Origin of the sequence: Bacteroides sp. OM05-12 (assembly GCF_003438995.1) — a bacterium.
GTDB lineage: Bacteria > Bacteroidota > Bacteroidia > Bacteroidales > Bacteroidaceae > Bacteroides.
Genome location: NZ_QSUN01000022.1, coordinates 1 through 16,750, shown reverse-complemented (window position 1 = coordinate 16,750; position 16,750 = coordinate 1). Strand labels below are relative to the sequence as shown.

Annotated in this window: 16 protein-coding genes, 1 tRNA gene and 1 pseudogene; 6 read left to right on the top strand and 12 right to left on the bottom strand. The window is 40.3% G+C overall.

Annotated elements, in window-relative coordinates; genetic code table 11:
• Window positions 1-4 precede the first annotated feature (4 nt).
• Together DXB63_RS14175 and DXB63_RS14170 are read right to left on the bottom strand one after the other, a co-directional pair.
• Complete coding sequence (locus DXB63_RS14175; protein ID WP_122127056.1) at window positions 5-1,279, bottom strand: ABC transporter permease; 1,275 nt, start codon at window positions 1,277-1,279, stop codon at window positions 5-7.
• An 11-nt stretch (window positions 1,280-1,290) separates the two neighbouring features.
• Window positions 1,291-2,007, bottom strand: a complete 717-nt coding sequence (locus DXB63_RS14170; protein WP_122127055.1) for an ABC transporter ATP-binding protein — start codon at window positions 2,005-2,007, stop codon at window positions 1,291-1,293.
• A gap of 159 nt (window positions 2,008-2,166) precedes the next feature.
• On the opposite strand from DXB63_RS14170, the gene DXB63_RS14165 reads away from it, so the two are divergent.
• Entirely contained in the window at window positions 2,167-3,150 is a 984-nt protein-coding gene (locus tag DXB63_RS14165) for an ROK family protein (protein ID WP_122127100.1), read from the top strand.
• 96 nt (window positions 3,151-3,246) lie between these two features.
• Here the strand turns inward: DXB63_RS14165 and DXB63_RS18135 are convergent, their stop codons facing one another.
• From DXB63_RS18135 to rplS, 3 genes are all read right to left on the bottom strand, one after another.
• Entirely contained in the window at window positions 3,247-3,390 is a 144-nt protein-coding gene (locus DXB63_RS18135; protein WP_178300706.1) for a hypothetical protein, read from the bottom strand.
• Between the two features lie 187 nt (window positions 3,391-3,577).
• Window positions 3,578-3,979: an HsmA family protein gene (locus DXB63_RS14160; RefSeq protein WP_122127099.1), complete on the bottom strand. Its 402-nt coding sequence runs from the start codon at window positions 3,977-3,979 to the stop codon at window positions 3,578-3,580.
• A 129-nt stretch (window positions 3,980-4,108) separates the two neighbouring features.
• Complete coding sequence (rplS, locus tag DXB63_RS14155) at window positions 4,109-4,462, bottom strand: 50S ribosomal protein L19 (RefSeq protein ID WP_122127098.1); 354 nt, start codon at window positions 4,460-4,462, stop codon at window positions 4,109-4,111.
• A gap of 201 nt (window positions 4,463-4,663) precedes the next feature.
• On the opposite strand from rplS, the gene DXB63_RS14150 reads away from it, so the two are divergent.
• The 3 genes from DXB63_RS14150 to DXB63_RS14140 are packed head-to-tail and all read left to right on the top strand — an operon-like array spanning window position 4,664 to window position 9,337.
• Window positions 4,664-5,434, top strand: coding sequence for a 5'-nucleotidase C-terminal domain-containing protein (locus DXB63_RS14150; RefSeq protein WP_122127054.1), 771 nt, complete (start codon window positions 4,664-4,666; stop codon window positions 5,432-5,434).
• 47 nt (window positions 5,435-5,481) lie between these two features.
• The gene (locus tag DXB63_RS14145) at window positions 5,482-6,333 is read left to right on the top strand and encodes a bifunctional UDP-sugar hydrolase/5'-nucleotidase (protein WP_122127097.1); all 852 of its coding nucleotides are present in this window, start codon (window positions 5,482-5,484) and stop codon (window positions 6,331-6,333) included.
• Window positions 6,320-9,337 (top strand): glycoside hydrolase family 3 N-terminal domain-containing protein, encoded by a 3,018-nt coding sequence (locus tag DXB63_RS14140; protein ID WP_233522865.1) that lies wholly within the window; start codon window positions 6,320-6,322, stop codon window positions 9,335-9,337. The genes DXB63_RS14145 and DXB63_RS14140 overlap by 14 nt, the downstream gene beginning before the upstream one ends.
• A gap of 17 nt (window positions 9,338-9,354) precedes the next feature.
• On the opposite strand, the gene DXB63_RS14135 is transcribed toward DXB63_RS14140, so the two are convergent.
• Window positions 9,355-10,056: a porin family protein gene (locus DXB63_RS14135; RefSeq protein ID WP_233522869.1), complete on the bottom strand. Its 702-nt coding sequence runs from the start codon at window positions 10,054-10,056 to the stop codon at window positions 9,355-9,357.
• Between the two features lie 210 nt (window positions 10,057-10,266).
• Between DXB63_RS14135 and DXB63_RS14130 the strand changes: the two genes are divergently transcribed.
• Entirely contained in the window at window positions 10,267-10,434 is a 168-nt protein-coding gene (locus DXB63_RS14130; protein ID WP_122127052.1) for a DUF362 domain-containing protein, read from the top strand.
• Between the two features lie 232 nt (window positions 10,435-10,666).
• On the opposite strand, the gene DXB63_RS14125 is transcribed toward DXB63_RS14130, so the two are convergent.
• From DXB63_RS14125 to DXB63_RS14105, 5 genes are all read right to left on the bottom strand, one after another.
• On the bottom strand, window positions 10,667-11,860 hold the full coding sequence (locus DXB63_RS14125) for a pyridoxal phosphate-dependent aminotransferase (RefSeq protein ID WP_122127051.1): 1,194 nt from the start codon (window positions 11,858-11,860) through the stop codon (window positions 10,667-10,669).
• A gap of 102 nt (window positions 11,861-11,962) precedes the next feature.
• Window positions 11,963-12,661: a Bax inhibitor-1/YccA family protein gene (locus tag DXB63_RS14120; protein WP_122127050.1), complete on the bottom strand. Its 699-nt coding sequence runs from the start codon at window positions 12,659-12,661 to the stop codon at window positions 11,963-11,965.
• Window positions 12,662-12,682: 21 nt separating this feature from the next.
• Window positions 12,683-13,897 (bottom strand): bifunctional 3,4-dihydroxy-2-butanone-4-phosphate synthase/GTP cyclohydrolase II, encoded by a 1,215-nt coding sequence (locus DXB63_RS14115; protein ID WP_122127049.1) that lies wholly within the window; start codon window positions 13,895-13,897, stop codon window positions 12,683-12,685.
• A 4-nt stretch (window positions 13,898-13,901) separates the two neighbouring features.
• Complete coding sequence (locus DXB63_RS14110) at window positions 13,902-15,794, bottom strand: LptF/LptG family permease (protein ID WP_122127048.1); 1,893 nt, start codon at window positions 15,792-15,794, stop codon at window positions 13,902-13,904.
• A gap of 73 nt (window positions 15,795-15,867) precedes the next feature.
• Window positions 15,868-16,254 carry an START-like domain-containing protein gene (locus tag DXB63_RS14105; protein ID WP_122127047.1) on the bottom strand — a complete coding sequence of 129 codons (387 nt, stop codon included), beginning with the start codon at window positions 16,252-16,254 and terminating at the stop codon, window positions 15,868-15,870.
• Window positions 16,255-16,412: 158 nt separating this feature from the next.
• On the opposite strand from DXB63_RS14105, the gene DXB63_RS14100 reads away from it, so the two are divergent.
• Window positions 16,413-16,486, top strand: a tRNA-Met gene (locus DXB63_RS14100).
• A gap of 131 nt (window positions 16,487-16,617) precedes the next feature.
• On the opposite strand, the pseudogene DXB63_RS14095 reads toward DXB63_RS14100, so the two are convergent.
• A pseudogene (locus tag DXB63_RS14095) lies at window positions 16,618-16,692 on the bottom strand (ISL3 family transposase); the annotation flags it as partial.
• Between the last annotated feature and the right edge of the window lie 58 nt (window positions 16,693-16,750).

Genomic DNA, 16,750 nt, shown 5'->3' with positions numbered 1-16,750 from the left:
ATAATCAGTCTGCTCTAAGTGCTTCAATCGGTTTTATCTGTACGGCTTTCCGTGCCGGGAAGAAGCCGGCAAGCGTTCCGGCAAGAATCAATACGGTAGTAGCTTGCAGAGCCATGCCCAGACTGATAGTCGGATCTTTGAAGATCGTGAAGTTCATCTCGTCTGTGGCTTGTGCGGCTGCCTGTGCGTCAAAATAGACAGACGCCCATTCTGTTACCCCTATCCCTGCCACCATGCCGATATATCCGAATAAAGTGGTTATAACGATAGATTCGAGAATTATCAGCCACAATATAGATGACGGAGAAGCACCCAATGCTTTGCGGATACCGAATTCTTTTGTCCTTTCTTTTACAGTGATAAGCATGATATTGCTCACTCCGACAATTCCGGAGAGCAATGTAAAGATGCCGATTACCCAGATTGCCGTATTCAGTATGTTTTGGGCGGTCATTGTTTCCAGATATTGGGTGAAGCGGTTCCATATCCACATAGCTCCGGTGTCATCCGGACTAAACTGATGGTGCGCCGCTATGACTTTCCGGTAGTCTTTTTCGAATGACTCATTTGCCTCTATCGTATTTAATTCTTTTGTGGAAAAGATAATGTTTTGTAGTGTAGTTCCCTGATTATAAATAAGCTGTGCCGTAGTAAACGGGATAAAACCTATTTGGTCGTTTCTTCTGAAATCCTGTACATAGACTCCGATGACTTTATAAGCTATTCCATTGATATTGATGAATTTACCGATGGCGTTTTCCTTTTTGAAGAGGGTTTCGGCCGTCTTAGGATGGATAACAACCACTTTGCGTGCCTCTTTTATATCCAATTCATTGATAAAGCGCCCGTTTCCTTCCGCTATTTTATAAGGTTCTATTTCCGTATATACCGGGTGCACTCCATATAATGGTCCTGAGACGTAGTCGCTGCCGTAAGTAAAGGTGCAATTCCATTTATAAATAGTGCCGCTGGCTTTGATTACGTTATCTTCAAACTCTTTCTCGGTTAGCATTAAATCCGTGTTGTCCAGGCTGATTCTTCTTCCGGACTGCATACCGGCGTAAGCAACTCTTGTCTTCCAAGTGGATACTTGCACGGAGTTGATGGCACGGTCGGAGAAGTTGCTGGTAAATCCGTTCATCAGTCCGTTGCCTGAACCTAGCAGGATGATTAGCATGAAGATTCCCCATGATACGGAGAATCCGGTGAGGAACGTTCGTAATTTGTTCCGGCGTATCGTACTGAATATTTCTTGCCAGATATCTATTCCTATTTTCATGATGCTGCCGTTTATTTAATGAGTCCGTTATCTCCGAAAGGGGAGATGTTGTGGTGGGGATTCTCTTCTATCGATTCAATAACGCCATCTTTTAAATGGATGATTTTATTGGTTTGATTGGCAACACCGCTTTCATGAGTGACAACGATTAAAGTCATGCCCGAATCATTGACTTCTTTCAATATCTGCATTACTTCTACGGAAGTTTTGCTATCCAAAGCTCCCGTCGGCTCATCGGCAAGGATGATTTGTGGCTGGGATATGAGTGCGCGGGCAATGGCGACACGTTGTTTCTGTCCGCCCGACATCTCGTTCGGTAAATGATGTGCCCATTCCTTTAATCCCAATCGGTCTAAATATTCCATTGCACGGATATTCCGTTGTTTCCTGCTTATGTTCTGGTAGAACAGAGGGAGAGCCACATTCTCCATTGCATTTTTAAATGAGATGAGGTTGAATGACTGAAAGATAAACCCTATCATTTGGTTGCGATATTGGGCGGCACGTGTTTCGCTGAGATTCTTTATCAACACATTGTTGAGATAATAGTTTCCTGTATCGTAGTTATCCAGTATCCCGAGAATATTAAGCAATGTAGACTTTCCTGAACCGGATGCCCCCATGATGGATACGAATTCTCCTTTTTCTATATCGAGATTGATTCCTTTTAAGACGTGCAGCGGTGCTCCGTTGTAGTAGGTCTTGTTGATATTCTCTAAATGTATCATTTCTAATGGTTCGAATTATTCTTGATTCTCATTTATTAGACGCAAGCAATAGTGGAAAAGTTGCAACCGGATAAAGAAATAGTGAAAAAAATTTTGTGGATTCAATCTTCTTTACGTAATTTGTGTACAAATAAACTAACCCAAATAATTATTAGTATCATGATTACAAATATTGAAAAACCTTATGCAGTAGGTATTGACATAGGTGGAACGAATACTGTATTCGGTATTGTAGATGCGCGTGGAACGATAATCGACGTGGATTCAATTAAAACACAAGCGTATGCAAAAGTAGAAGATTATGCAGACGCTGTTTGTGCAGGCTTGCTTCCGTTGATAGAAAAGAACGGTGGAAAAGGTAAGATTAAAGGTATAGGTATAGGTGCGCCGAACGGTAATTATTATACAGGTACAATTGAGTTTGCTCCGAATCTACCGTGGAAGGGTGTTATTATCCCGCTTGCGGAGATGTTTGAAAAACGTCTTGGCATCCCTACTGCATTGACTAATGACGCGAATGCGGCAGCTGTCGGTGAAATGACGTACGGTGCGGCTCGTGGTATGAAGAACTTTATTGTAATAACTTTAGGTACGGGTGTCGGAAGTGGTATTGTGATTAACGGACAAGTAGTTTACGGACATGATGGTTTTGCCGGTGAGCTTGGCCACGTTATCATCCGTCGTGACGGTCGTCTATGCGGTTGCGGTCGTAAAGGATGTTTGGAAACTTACTGCTCTGCTACCGGAGTGGCCCGTACTGCAAGAGAATTTTTGGCAGCAAGAACAGATAATAGTTTGTTGCGTAATATTCCGGCAGAAGAGATTGCATCGAAAGATGTGTTTGATGCCGCTGTTCGTGGAGATAAACTTGCTCAGGAGATCTTCCGGTTTACAGGAAATATTTTGGGTGAAGCTTTGGCGGACGCTATTGCTTTCTCAAGTCCGGAAGCAATTATCTTGTTCGGTGGTCTGGCAAAAGCAGGCGATTATATTATGAAGCCTATTTATGAATCAATGGAGGCTAACATTCTGACTATCTTTAAAGGAAAAACCAAGTTGTTGGTTTCTGAATTAAAAGACTCCGATGCGGCAGTACTTGGAGCCAGTGCTTTGGGATGGGAACTAAAGGATTTTGAAGAATAAAATTTTTAGTGATAATAAATGAGAGAGGGACAACCAGATATTCTGAATGTCCCTCTCTTTATATTTATAAAATTGATAACTCTTGTAAGATGGCGCTTACGCCTTTTGTTGAGCAGAAAGTCTTTGGATTCTGTTGTTCAAAGATTGGCAGATTGCGCCGTTTCCCATTGCTTTGTAACGTTGTAATTGATATTGCAACTTAGCAATTAAATTCTCATTGTTTTTGTTTGTTGTCTTCATAATTTTACCTCTTTTTTTGTTCTCCACGTTTTGAAGAACGGTTATTACTATCTTTCTTAATTCTCTGCAAAGATAACAATAATCCCGGTAAATATGTTCTATAACATATAAAATATTCCGGTATTTTACATTTATTATGATGTGTATCCTTGATTTTAAAATATAGTACCACCTATTAGTTGGGTTATCAGTGTAATGACATTCCTAAATATGCACCTATAAAGTAGGGGATTAACCAGATAATCCATACGACAATGCTAAACCTGTTGAAATGTTGTTTGGCTTTTAAAGATCCTAGTTTATAAGTCCATATAGCCCACATGGCATGTACCATCATTAGGAGGATGGCAATGACTCCGGTTATAGTATGTATTTCGTCATGCAGTTGAGTGAGCCGGGCGATGTGTTCCATTAATCCGGTTCCAACCGCATCCGACAGGAGTCCGAGTAAAAAGAATAGAATGTGCCATGACTTTAATTTCTTTTGCAGTCGTTCTCCCCATACCCCGATGGTATAGAATACTAATGCCGATGTTATCACGCAAATCGCGGCGATAAGGTAATGTGTGTCTGTTTGATTGAATATCATATCGATGCTTTTCGGATATAACATCGATGCAATGATAAAGGTTTAGCGGGAAGCAGGTATCAGGGTGGAGGGAAATAAAAAAGGGAAAGCTTATAAAGTTTTCCCTTTTTTATCTTGGATAAGAGTTGCTTAAGCGTTAACTCTTTTTTCCTGGATTCTTGCTTTTTTACCGGTAAGTGCACGTAAGTAATACAGTTTTGCTCTGCGAACTTTACCTACCTTGTTTACAGTAATGCTATCGATAGCCGGAGATTCGATTGGGAAGATTCTCTCTACACCAACAGTTCCGGACATCTTACGAACTGTGAAACGTTTTTTGTTGCCATGACCGGCGATTTTAATAACAACACCACGGTACAACTGTACACGCTCTTTGTTACCTTCGATAATACGATATGCTACTGTAATAGTATCACCGGCTTTGAAGCTTGGGTGCTCTTTCCCGGTAGCAAATGCTTCTTCTGCAATTTTAATTAAATCCATTGTCCTTTTTTTAAATTGTTTATCGTTACAACGCAACATATCAAGTAACTCTTCTTTGACAGCGATTGCGCGAAAGCGGTGCAAAGTAACTAATTATTTATCAGATAGCCAAATAAGTGTATGAATTATTTTTTATTATGACGGAATCTGCTTGCTGTATTTCTTTTTTTAACTATATTTGGTGCAACAAACTCTTATATAATGAAACAAATATTTGTGCGCAAAACTTATGTAGCATTCCTGTTTGCGGGAATGTTAACTTTTTCTGCTTGTCATTCATCCTATGAATTGGTTGGAATAGATGGCGGTAGAGTGGAAATTAATTCTGCTTATGATGTTCATCCCGATGAAGCTGCGGTGAAAATGCTGGCTCCTTATAAAGCAAAAGTAGATAGTGTAATGTCTCCGGTTATTGGTCATAGCGAAGTGGCTATGAGTGCTGAACGTCCGGAAAGTCTTTTATCCGATTTTTCTGCAGATGTGATCCGGTTGGCTGCTACCCAATATCAAGGGAAGCCGGCGGATGTGGCAATTACAAATATGGGTGGTTTGAGAAACTCTCTGCCACAGGGGGATGTTACATTTGGAAATGTTTATGAAATATTTCCTTTTGAAAATTCGTTGTGCCTGTTGACTATGAACGGCAAGTCTTTGATGGATTTGTTCGTGCAGATAGCGAAATTGGGTGGGGAAGGTCTAAGCGGTGCACGTTTGGTTATAACAAAAGACGGTAAACTGAAAGATGCTAAGATAAACGGGCAAGAAATAGAACCGGATAAATTATATACGGTCGCTACTTTGGATTATCTTGCAGAGGGAAATGATGGAATGACTGCTTTTCTTGAGGCAACGGAACGTGTTTGTCCGGAGAAAGCTACGATTCGTCAGATTATAGTGAATTATATAGAGGAAATGGAGAAAAAAGGTAAAAGTGTTACTGCCACACTTGACGGACGTATCACAGTAGAATAACCATATATAAATAAAACCGAATAAAAATGAAATTATCAATGCATTATATACAGCGTACGGGGATATTGCTTTGTGCCTTTTGTTTCTGTACATTGCTTTTTTCTCAGGAAGAGAAAGAATTGTTTATACTTCATACGAATGATACCCATAGTCGTATCGAACCGTTGGAGAAGAATGTAAAACCGGCAGAATATGCCGATAAAGGTGGATATGTGCGTAGAGCTACTTTTGTGAAAGAAATGCGTGAAAGGTATCCGGACTTGTTATTATTCGATTGCGGTGATTTCTCACAAGGTACACCTTATTATAATATGTTCCGGGGAGAAGTTGAGGTAAGCCTGATGAATGAAATGGGTTATGATGCCGGGACTATCGGTAACCATGAGTTTGATTTTGGTCTGGATAATATGCTTCGTCTATTTAAAATGGCAAACTTCCCGATTGTTTGTGCTAATTATAATTTTGAGGGTACTGTGTTGGAAGGTATAGTGAAACCTTATGTGATTATCGAACGTAACGGATTAAAGGTTGGAGTATTCGGACTTAGCCCCCGGTTGGAAGGTCTGGTACAGGAAAAGAATTATGAAGGGGTGGTTTATACCGAACCTAATGAGGTGGCTAATAATGTAGCGGATATTTTGAAGAATAAAGAGAAATGTGATGTCGTTATTTGTTTATCACATATCGGTTGGGAACCTGATCCGAAGAATCCGGTATGCGATATAGACCTTATAACTCATACACGTAATATAGATGTTGTTTTTGGGGGGCATTCTCATTCTTTCTTTGAGAAGACTTTGTATTACAAGAACTTGGATGGGAAAGATATTCCTCTGCAGCAGATGGGAAAGAATGGGATTTTTGTAGGGACAATGGACTTGAAGTTTGTTAAAGAGTAAAACAGGGATTGATTATATGAAAGGATGGTGGATAACTTTTGTTTCGGCATTTCTATTAATACATCAGGTAAAGGCTCAGGTTGAGCCTTTATTATTATATGAGGCAAAACAGGAACCTGCCTGCAAGGCTTGGGTGGATAAAACAATGGATGGGATGAGCCTCAAAGAAAAGGTAGGGCAATTATTTATCTACACGATTGCGCCTCAAAATACGAAACGGAATCTTTCGTTACTGCAAGATGTTGTCCGTACGCATAAAGTTGGCGGTTTGTTGTTCTCCGGTGGTCAGCTGCGGGATCAGGCATTGCTCACTAATTATGCCCAAGACAATGCCGAAGTTCCGCTTCTAATCACTTTTGATGGAGAGTGGGGCTTGGCAATGCGGCTGAAAGGTACTCCGAATTTCTCAAGGAACATGACTTTGGGCTGTATTCAAGATAATCAGTTGATTTATGAGTACGGCAAAGAGGTGGCGCGTGAGTGTAAAGAACTCGGCGTACACGTTAACTTTGCTCCTGTTGCCGATGTGAATATTAACCCGAATAATCCGGTAATCAATACTCGTTCATTTGGTGAAGATCCGTATCTGGTGGCGGAAAAGGTGGTAGCTTATGCCAAGGGCTTGGAGAGCGGAGGCGTTTTGTCTGTATCTAAACATTTCCCCGGACATGGGGATACGGATGTGGACTCTCATAAAGCACTTCCGGTTTTGCCCTTTACCCGCGCGCGGCTGGACAGTGTCGAGCTATATCCTTTCAAACAAGTTATAAAAGCCGGTTTAGGCGGTATAATGGTTGGGCATCTGCAAGTTCCTTCTTTGGATAACTCCTCATTACCGGCCTCGCTTTCCAAAAATGTGATAACCGGATTGTTGATTGATGAACTGAAATTTAAAGGACTTGTTTTTACGGATGCTTTAGCAATGAAAGGCGTGTCGTCAACGGAAAATGTATGTGTGCAGGCTTTAAATGCCGGAAATGATTTGTTGCTGGCTCCCCGAAATATAAAAACGGAGATAGAAGGGGTAATGAAAGCTATTGAGAAGGGGGTGCTTTCAGAGGAAATGATAAACGAGAAGTGCCGTAAAGTTCTGACTTATAAATATGCTTTGGGGGCCTATCGAAAGAAAAAAATAAATTTGTCAGGGTTGGAGGAACGTATTTCTACTCCCCAAACCTCCGGGTTGATAGAGAAGTTGCATGCAGCATCCGTTACAGTGTTGGGTAATCGTAAAAGAATACTTCCTTTTCATTATTCGGCAGATACGTTGACGGTGATTAGTATCGGTGTCCCTAAGTCTGATGAGGTATTTGTTCAGGAATTGGCGAAATACGGTCCGGTGATAAATTTCCGTTTAACTAAAGAAACAAATGATTCAGTGCGTCGTAGTATTATACACCGGATTGCTGATAGTAGGAGAGTCGTTGTTTCTGTTACTACACGCACGATAAAGGGATTCAGCCCGTTTTTAGCTACTTTATCGCTCAATGCGCCGACTGTTTATGCCATATTTACTCCTTTCACCACATTAGATCAGCTACCTTCGCTATCTTCCGCAGCATCAGTAGTTCTCGGACATTCCGTAGAGCCTGACGTTCAGAAACATGTCGCCGGGGTTCTTTATGGGGTTTCATCTGCCAGCGGAAGACTTTCTGCAAGTATTCCGAAACAGTTTAAAGCCGGGGAAGGCATTACTATCACTCCGGCAACACCTCAATATTATGCTCCGGAGGAGTTGTCAATGAGTTCTGGTGTTTTGAACCGTATCGATTCGATTGTACAGGATGGCATCAGTGCCGGTGCTTTTCCCGGTTGCCAGGTTTATGTGCTGAAGAATGGAAAGATTGTTTATGATAAGAGTTTTGGTTCTTTTACTTATGATAAGAATGCTCATAAGGTGCAGTCGGATGATTTATATGATTTGGCCTCATTATCTAAAACCACAGGAACTTTGCTTGCCGTGATGAAATTGTATGATAAAGGCAAATTTAACCTTACTGATAAAATCTCAACCTATTTGCCTTATCTAAAAGGTACGGATAAGGAGAATATCACTATTAATGAACTTTTGTTTCACCAGTCCGGATTGCCTTCTACTATTTTCTTTTATAAGGAAGCGATAGATAAGGATAGTTATGCGGGGGCTTTTTTAAAAAGTAAGAAGGATAATTTGCATACGATACAGGTCGGTAAAAACTTGTATGCCTCTTCAAGTTATAACTTCAAAGAAGGCTTGGTCTCTTCGAAGCCATCCGATGTGTATGATATAAATGTTGCGGATGATTTCTGGTTGAATCGTTCTTTCCGTCAGGAAGAAGAAAGAATGCTGGCAGAAGCACCGTTAAAGGATAAGGTATACCGTTATAGTTGTGTGAATTTTATCTTGCTGAAAGAGATGGTGGAACGGATTAGTGGTGAGGCAATGGATAAACTATTGTATCGGGAGTATTTTCGTCCGATGAAGTTGGAACGACTTACTTATCTGCCTTTGCGCAAGTTCTCTAAGGAACAGATTGCTCCTACCGTTAAGAATGATTTTCTACGTAGAAAATCTCCAGTGTTGCAGGGATATGTGCATGATGAGGCGGCGGCTTTCTTTGGAGGGGTGTCTGGTAATGCAGGATTGTTTGGCTCGGCTTCGGAGGTAGCTGCTGTGTATCAGATGCTGTTGAACGGTGGAACTTATAACGGACGAAGATATTTAAGTGAAGCGACTTGCCATTTGTTTACTACGGCAACATCAAATATTAGTCGCCGGGGACTTGGCTTTGATAAACCGGATATGAAAGATGTGGAGAAAAACCCATGTGCAGAGTCTGCGCCTGCTTCTGTATTCGGGCATACCGGATTTACAGGTACATGTGCTTGGGCAGATCCGGATAACGACATGGTTTATGTGTTTTTAAGTAATCGTGTTTATCCGAATGCATGGAATAATAAATTGGGACGGATGAATATACGTCCGAAGATTCAGCAAGTGCTGTATGATGCGTTGGGGCACTAATCTGATCCGAAATGTATTTACTCGAAATAGAAAGAAAGGACAATCATTCTTGAGTTTACCCGGTCTATGGATTGGGTAAACTTCATGAGTGACATATCCGTGAGATCATTACGTTTCTTTTCCAATAAATCGGCAAGACCGAAACGGAATTTTAGTTCGGGAATCAGCTTAAAGAAAGGAAGATAGAAATCACATCCCAAACCAATCTCCACTGCAAAATCCATGCTTTTCGTTAATAAGGCTTTTTGCTTCTTTTTTCCTAAATCAATAGACGGACATATTCCTGCAACGATGTAAGGACGATAATTATTAAAACGTTCGGCACTGAATTTTAAGTCGAGCGGCAGAGAGATATAACATGATTTCATCGTTTGTTTATACTCCTCTCCGGTTTCTTTCTCGCGAAAAATAATTTTTTTGTCTCCGAATTCCAATGAAGGAATCAATCGAAGGGCAAGATATTGGTTTAAATAGAGTTCGCCGAGCACACCGACTGTGAATCCCGGTGAATATTCCCCTATATCGGCAAACCATGATTGACCGTCTTCCGTGATGTAACCGTTATTTCTAAACTTGAGGTCCTGTGTATGTATCCCTATCGTAAACCCATAGTGCAACCTCCGCTGGTCTATATAAGGGCGGTTTTGTATCTTTCTGGTCTGTGAATAGACGGTGAAAGATAATGTCAGCAGGAGTAATATAGTGAAATACTTCTTCAATTCTTCCATGTTTATGTATCAATAACGGAAATCCTTTGTTCTTATTGCGGTGCAAATTTATAAAAATCATCCATACATCTTAAGCTGTAGGATATTTATTTAGATTTAATCCAAATTAGTCTAAATTATATCGGAAACATTTCGTCAATCCAATAAAACGTGTAATTTTGCCCGAACAAATTAGTACTAATAATTTAAATTTTAAAGAAAATGGCTTACGTAATTAGTGATGATTGTATTGCTTGCGGAACATGTATCGATGAATGTCCGGTAGAAGCAATTTCTGAAGGTGATATCTATCATATCAACCCGGATCTTTGCACAGAATGTGGAACTTGCGCTGATGCTTGTCCTTCTGAAGCAATTCATCCAGCATGATAAATACAATCATTTAGAAAGAATGACTAACTAACAGAGTCGCTTCCTTTTTCAGTAAGGGGGCGGCTTTTTTGTTTGCCGTTTCCAAAGGCCTTTTTATTATATCCTTTCGGCTGCCTTTAGAACAGAAAATGAACATACGGTCGATTGAAAACAAAGATACGGTCCTTTGTTTACAAACTCCTATCGTTTGCAAACAAAGGACCGTATGCTGAATAACAGGTATTCTATCTTATTTCAATTTCGCTAAAGCATCTTTGATACGTCTGATAGCTTCTTCAATATTTTCGTCGGAAGTAGCATATGACATACGGATACATTCGGGAGCACCGAAAGCTGCACCGCCTACGCAAGCTACATGTCCTACTTCAAGCAAATACATTGCTAAATCAGCTGCATTGCTTATTTTGCGATCCCCGCATGATTTTCCGAAATAATAGTCGCATTTAGGGAACAGATAGAACGCTCCTTGCGGCACGTTTACTTCGAATCCCGGTACGTCTTTTGCCAGTTTCACAATCAGGTCACGACGACGTTCGAATGCTTTACGCATTTCTTCAACCGGTGCTTGTGTTCCGGTATAAGCAGCTTCGGCAGCCTTTTGAGATACTGAACAAGGACCGGAAGTGTATTGTCCTTGGAGTTTGTTGCACGCTTTTACAATCCATTCCGGACCGGCGATGAAACCGATTCTCCATCCTGTCATTGCATAAGCTTTGGATACACCATTCACGATAACCACACGGTCAAATATCTCGGGGAATTGTGCAATGCTTTCATGCTTTCCGATGTAATTAATATGCTCATAAATTTCATCGGCAATCACAACTATTTGTGGATGCTTTGCCAGTACAGCGGCTAATCCGGCCAATTCTTCTTTGCTGTATACCGAACCGGTAGGGTTGGATGGCGAACAAAGAATGAGTGCTTTGGTTTTCGGCGTGATAGCTGCTTCCAATTGTGCAGGAGTAATTTTGAAATCTTGTTCGATTCCTGCCGGAATAGTAACAGGCGTACCATCTGCCAGTTTCACCATTTCCGGATAGCTTACCCAGTAAGGTGCAGGAATGATCACTTCATCACCTTTACCTACCAATGCCATCACTACATTGCAAACTGATTGTTTAGCTCCATTAGAGCAAGATATTTGTGCTGCTGTATATTCTAATCCGTTTTCTTTTTTTAATTTCTCAACGATGGCGTTGCGAAGTGCGGGGTATCCCGGAACCGGAGAATAGCGTGAGAAATTATCATCGATAGCTTTCTTTGCTGCTTCTTTTATATGTTCAGGAGTGTTGAAGTCTGGTTCGCCCACACTTAAATTAATAACATCAATGCCTTGAGCCTTTAATTCGTTGCTCTTTTGTGACATAGCCAGTGTTTCTGATGGAGACAGGCTATTAAGACGGTCTGAAAGTTGATTCATGATTATTATATTCCTGTTAATTGATTGTATTCCGCTGCAAAATAAGCTATAATATTTTAATTATGAAAGTATTTTGCTTGTAATCAATACATTTATCTTATATTATTTACGGTTGCCTAGCAATCTGAGAAGATAAAGAAACAGGTTAATAAAGTCAAGATATAAATTTAACGCCCCCATTAATGCTATCTTTTGTGTGCCCTCGTTTACTTCCGTACCTTCACTAAGCAATAGCTTTTTTATCTTTTGGGTATCATAAGCCGTCAGTCCTACAAAAATGAGTACTCCGGCATAGCTGACAATCCAGTAAAGAGTTTCATTTTGCCAGAACAGATTCACTACGGTTGCAATGATTAGTCCGATAAGAGCCATGAAACACAGGTTACCGATACTGGTTAAATCTTTTTTGGTGACATAGCCGTATATACACATTACAGCAAATGTGCCCGCTGTAACAAAGAAAGTGGAGGCTATGGACGAAAGTGTATAGATAAGGAATATCACAGAAAGGGTTACTCCGTTCAGGATTGAATAGAAGATAAAGAGTAGGGTTGCTGTTGAGAAAGATAGTGAATTTATCCGTGCAGACATATACCATACCAGTCCCAATTCTCCGAATAATAGAACATAGAATACAAACCGGTTACTGAAGATAGCAGAAAGTATAGAAGGGGAATCTGCTACGACTAATGAAGTTAATCCGGTGATGACAAGTGCCATGCTCATCCAAAGATAGACATTCCTAAACAAAGCGATTTGCTCGCTCTTTTCATAGGTCTTACTTACTGAGTTTGTTTCCATAATTATAAAGTTTGAATAAAATTATTTGCTGAAATGTAAAGTATGTCCCATACGCTCCTTTTTGGTTTTAAGGTAACGCTCGTTGTATTCGTTAGGTGTGACTTCGATAGGCACATTTTCGATGATTTCCAGTCCGTATGCTTCCAAGCCAACCCGTTTAACCGGATTGTTGGTTAACAGCCTCATTTTATGCACACCGATTTCACGGAGAATTTGTGCTCCTACACCATAGTCGCGTTCGTCGGCCTGATGTCCCAGACAAAGATTGGCATCTACAGTGTCCATTCCGTTCTCCTGTAATTTATATGCCTTCATTTTTTCCATCAATCCGATACCGCGTCCTTCCTGATTTAGGTAAACGACAACACCTTTACCTTCTTTTTCAATCATTTGCAGTGCTTTATGCAATTGCTCACCGCAGTCGCAACGTAGCGAGCCGAGTATATCTCCGGTCATACAAGAAGAATGTACGCGGACCAATACCGGTTCGTCTTCATGCAGCTCACCTTTAATAATAGCCATGTGCTCTAGTCCGTTGCTTTTTTGACGGAACGGAATCAAATGGAAATGTCCGTATTCTGTAGGCATATTGACTTCTACACCTTTTTCCACAATCGATTCCTGCTTTAGCCGATAAGCTATCAGGTCGGCAATAGAAATAAGTTTGAGGTCATATTGCTCTGCCATTTTGCGCAGTTCCGGTAAACGTGCCATCGAACCGTCCTCATTCATAATTTCCATTAAAGCTCCTGCCGGATATAATCCTGCTAAACGAGCCATATCGATAGCGGCTTCTGTATGTCCGGCACGACGAAGTACACCTTTTTCCTGTGCATACAATGGGTTGATGTGACCGGGACGTCCAAATGTAGCCGGGGTAGAGGCTGGGTCGGCAAGTGCACGTATTGTTGCGGCACGGTCGGCAGCGGAAACTCCTGTCGTACATCCTTCCAATTTATCGATCGTTACCGTAAAGGGAGTTCCCAGTACAGATGTATTATCTGTTACCTGATGAGGTAAATCCAACTCTTTGCATCGTGTGGTAGTAATGGGAGCACAAAGTACGCCACGAGCATGTTTAAGCATGAAATTTACTTTTTCAGGAGTAATCATTTCGGCTGCAATGATGAGGTCGCCTTCATTTTCACGGTCTTCATCATCTACTACGATGACAAACTTACCTTCACGGAAATCAGCGATAGCCTCTTCAATCGTATTAAGTTTATTTTCTTTCATATTTCTATATATTATTGTTTTTGATAATGTTTTGTATTTCTTTGTTTGTCTTGATGATTTCCTGCAAATCTTTATTTAATCGTATACGGAACATCCATATCCTGAAATAGAAAATTAATCCTATTGGAAACAGAATGCCGGCTATAATGTTGAATATTTCTTTTTTGAAAGGACTTTTATGGGCATAAACCGATAAGACCGGATAGTTGTTCAGGTACTTTAGTATGTCGGTTTGTTTAGTATTGGATAACTCGTCTACCATTGCTTCCATCTTTTCATTGATGATGGTAATATCTTCATCTTGTTCGTTCTTTTTCCAAATGTTGATATAGTTAGGAACGGAAGTAAGCCGATGTTTTTGTATATATTCCCGGCAATCGGTATTGAGTGTATCTATGTCCTTATCTATGCGGTTATAGTCAGGATCATGAATGATAACCTCTTTTTTAAACAGATGACGCGTTACGCGTATTCCGATGATACGCTTAATCCAGGACAGATATGTGTCGGCATTGAAGACAACTGAATCTTTGTTAGACTTATAGGTGAAGAAAACTCCTATCGGTGCGAGGATGAAAGAACTGATCCACATACCTTGCCAGACTTCCCAATTTCCGTCGCGAGCCATTTTATATCCGGTATTATTAATAATGTAGTAGATGATGAAGATAAGCACAGAGACTACAACCGGCATGCCCAGACCGCCTTTTCGAATGATTGCACCAAGTGGTGCACCGATGAAGAAAAAGATAAGGCAAGCCAATGATAGTGTGATTTTATTGTGCCATTCCGTTTCATGTTTACGTATGTTCTTGTCACTGTCGGTTATTGTAAAACTCTTGAAGCCCCAATCATTTCCTAAATTTTCTGTACGGCCGAGTGAAGTGCTTATGATCTTTTTTTTGTCGAGTAATGTCAATGTGTTATAAAGACTATCGACATTAACAGACGTAATAGTCGATGTCTTTAATTTGGTAGAATCTGTATGGGATAATTGGCTCGGAGTATAATTGGAACGCGATTCTTTATAGTATTGCCTTCCGATACTGTCTACTCGTGTAGACATGGAATCTATGGAGGCTTGTAACTTCCACATATCTTTACTCATGGATTGGTCGTTCATGAAACCTGCGTCTACCATATTGAAATTTGCGTCAAACTCAATGATAGAATGCTTCTCACGGAAAGTTTCCCTTCGATAAGGCACATTTTTCGCTGAGGCTTCCTGTGACTTTAGATTCTCAAATTGCTCGCCGCTATAAAGATGTAGGTATAGATGTTGCTTATCGGCTGTCATTTCAAGGCTTCCGGAATCGGCTACAATAATATGTGCATTCTCAAAACCATCCGAGAAGTTGTAAATCATAAGATTATATAGCTTTCCCGTTTTGCGGTCTTTGTGTTTAACATAAAGATTATATTCCGGTATTTCGTCATAAAAGACACCTTCCGGAATATCTACTTCCGGTGATTTTTGACGCATGGAGATTAATAGAGTCCATAATTTTACTTGCGCTTTCGGAGCTATTACGTTTTGGAAATAAAACGAAGTGCATCCGAGAAAAACACAAAACAGGATTAGTGGACGCATAATTTTGAGTAAAGAAATACCAGCTGCTTTCATTGCAAGCAACTCGTAGCGTTCTCCAAAATTACCGAAAGTAATAAGGGAGGCCAGCAAAATAGCTAGCGGAAGAGATATAGGTACAAGGGTAAGGGCTGAATAAAAGAAAAATTGTGCAAGAAGACTTATTGCAAGCCCTTTTCCTACCAATTCATCCACATATTTCCACAGGAACTGCATCATAAAGATGAAGAGGCATATAAAAAAAGTTCCGGAAAAGAGCAATGTAAAGCTCTTAAGGATGAATATATCTAATTTCTTTATGCGTAACATGTTTGTACTATTGGAGCGCAAAATTAGCATAAAAAAAGGAGAGCATATCTATGTTTTTATGATTTTTATATAATTACATACCACAAGTACGTCTTAAGGTTTCGATTTGTAGATCCCATAATTTCTTTTGATCGTCTATCTCGTCCGGTTCAGTAAAGTCGGTAATCTCCAGCATATAATCTCCTGTCAGCTCGTTATAATTCATTTTGAATTCAAAATAGGCTTTAGGGTCTTCTTCGTCCAGCCAGCGGAAACGTACGAATGAAAATATACGGATGTTTATAATCTCAGCTTCTCTAGTTTCTGTTTTTCCCCACATAAAGGTAAAAAGTTTATCCTGCGCTTTTACCTTATCGGCAAACCAGTTTTCTAGTCCTGTGGGAGTACTTATCGCTCCCCAAATGATACTTTTGGAAGTAGCGCTCAGTGGATATTCAATATGTATCTTTTCTTTTCTCATAGCACTTTATTCTGTTTTACGTCGGCAAGATAAATACTTTTTTCTGATTACAAAGCATAATTTAAAAAGTTTTTTTTGTTTGGCGTAGAATTTTCCTTTTGAAAAGTTTGTGGATGTGAAAAAAATATCTACCTTTGCACCCGCAATCGAGAAATTATGGCGCGATAGCTCAGCTGGTTAGAGCGCATGATTCATAATCATGAGGTCCCCAGTTCAATCCTGGGTCGCGCTACTAAGCCGAAAGGCTTGTAAATTAGGCAATTAGGAGGCTTCCACTCTTGGTTGTCTTTTTTGTTTATAAGGGCATTTGCACACAAATTGCACACATTTCGGATTAACGTAAACCCCTGAGGTATTTTCATGTTATGCATATAATTTAGTAAGTCTATACAAGAAGAATGCTTTATCCCTTACTCCCCTGGACTGTGCCCTAAAAGCGGACCAACGTAAAAACCTGAGGGCTTTTCCTATTATGCATATAACTTAGTTAATCTGT

Coding starts and splice junctions, on each gene's coding strand:
- DXB63_RS14115 (WP_122127049.1), bottom strand. CDS start 13,897: ATGAAAGAAAATAAACTTAATACGATTGAAGAGGCTATCGCTGATTTC.
- DXB63_RS14125 (WP_122127051.1), bottom strand. CDS start 11,860: ATGAATCAACTTTCAGACCGTCTTAATAGCCTGTCTCCATCAGAAACA.
- DXB63_RS14130 (WP_122127052.1), top strand. CDS start 10,267: ATGGCTTACGTAATTAGTGATGATTGTATTGCTTGCGGAACATGTATC.
- DXB63_RS14165 (WP_122127100.1), top strand. CDS start 2,167: ATGATTACAAATATTGAAAAACCTTATGCAGTAGGTATTGACATAGGT.
- DXB63_RS14160 (WP_122127099.1), bottom strand. CDS start 3,979: ATGATATTCAATCAAACAGACACACATTACCTTATCGCCGCGATTTGC.
- DXB63_RS18135 (WP_178300706.1), bottom strand. CDS start 3,390: ATGAAGACAACAAACAAAAACAATGAGAATTTAATTGCTAAGTTGCAA.
- DXB63_RS14110 (WP_122127048.1), bottom strand. CDS start 15,794: ATGTTACGCATAAAGAAATTAGATATATTCATCCTTAAGAGCTTTACA.
- rplS (WP_122127098.1), bottom strand. CDS start 4,462: ATGGATTTAATTAAAATTGCAGAAGAAGCATTTGCTACCGGGAAAGAG.
- DXB63_RS14175 (WP_122127056.1), bottom strand. CDS start 1,279: ATGAAAATAGGAATAGATATCTGGCAAGAAATATTCAGTACGATACGC.
- DXB63_RS14150 (WP_122127054.1), top strand. CDS start 4,664: ATGAAACAAATATTTGTGCGCAAAACTTATGTAGCATTCCTGTTTGCG.
- DXB63_RS14105 (WP_122127047.1), bottom strand. CDS start 16,254: ATGAGAAAAGAAAAGATACATATTGAATATCCACTGAGCGCTACTTCC.
- DXB63_RS14170 (WP_122127055.1), bottom strand. CDS start 2,007: ATGATACATTTAGAGAATATCAACAAGACCTACTACAACGGAGCACCG.
- DXB63_RS14120 (WP_122127050.1), bottom strand. CDS start 12,661: ATGGAAACAAACTCAGTAAGTAAGACCTATGAAAAGAGCGAGCAAATC.